The organism is Prolinoborus fasciculus, assembly GCF_056724605.1.
This window is the reverse complement of the sequence record NZ_JBWZQN010000150.1, coordinates 1-788: the sequence shown is the minus strand read 5'-3', so window position 1 is coordinate 788 and position 788 is coordinate 1. Positions and strand designations below refer to the sequence as shown.

Sequence of the window (788 nt, the reverse complement as noted above, 5' to 3'; positions counted from 1 at the left end):
TAAGTTGACAAAAATAACTAATGATGCGAAAAGGTTTTTTTAGTTAACAGATGTTCACACATGCCTAGAATTGTTTCTGTACCACTTAGTTTAGAACAGCGAGAACGACTCATTTTTCTGGTCAAGCATGCAAAACATTGGCGTGAAAGGCAACGTGCCCAAACTATTCTCTGGCTTTCCGAAGGTAAAAGTGTTGCGGAAGTTGCCACTCTACAAGAACGTATCCCAGAAACCATAAGGCTACAACGCCGACGTTGGGAATTGTATGAGCTTGAATCGATTAAAGAAGGTCATCGCTCAGGTCGACCCAATACATTGATCTCAGACTATCAGGCGAAAATCCTAGATTGGGTCAATACAAGTCCACTCAATGCAGAACAAATCCGAGTCAAACTACATGAAGAATACGAAGTGTCCGTGTCTGTTGAAACCATTCGTAAGTTTTTACGTGATTCAGGTATGGTCTTCAAGCGTACCCGTCATAGCTTGAAAAAAAAGAGATCCGATTGCATTTGAACAAGCAACACAGCAGATTGAAGAATTACGAGAGCAAGCGGCACGTGGTGAAATTATATTAGGTTATGTTGATGAAACAGGATTTTCATCTACACCTGATAACCGCTATGCGTGGACAAAGATAGGTGATGTTCATGCGGTTGATGCAATAAGATTAAAACGAGTTAATGTCATGGGGTGTTTGCTTTCAACGGGGAAACTGGTGACAAGCTGTTTACAAGAGTCAGTGACAAGTACTTGGTTTTATGCCTATTTAACTGGAATAGCTCAAC

The 788-nt window shown here is 40.9% G+C and carries 1 protein-coding gene; it reads left to right on the top strand.

Translation table 11 applies throughout. The annotated features are described in order from the left end of the window. Positions 1-60 precede the first annotated feature (60 nt). Positions 61-516, top strand: coding sequence for a helix-turn-helix domain-containing protein (locus AC1P5O_RS16655; protein ID WP_004730277.1), 456 nt, complete (start codon positions 61-63; stop codon positions 514-516). Positions 517-788 lie beyond the last annotated feature (272 nt).

Coding starts and splice junctions, on each gene's coding strand:
- AC1P5O_RS16655 (WP_004730277.1), top strand. CDS start 61: ATGCCTAGAATTGTTTCTGTACCACTTAGTTTAGAACAGCGAGAACGA.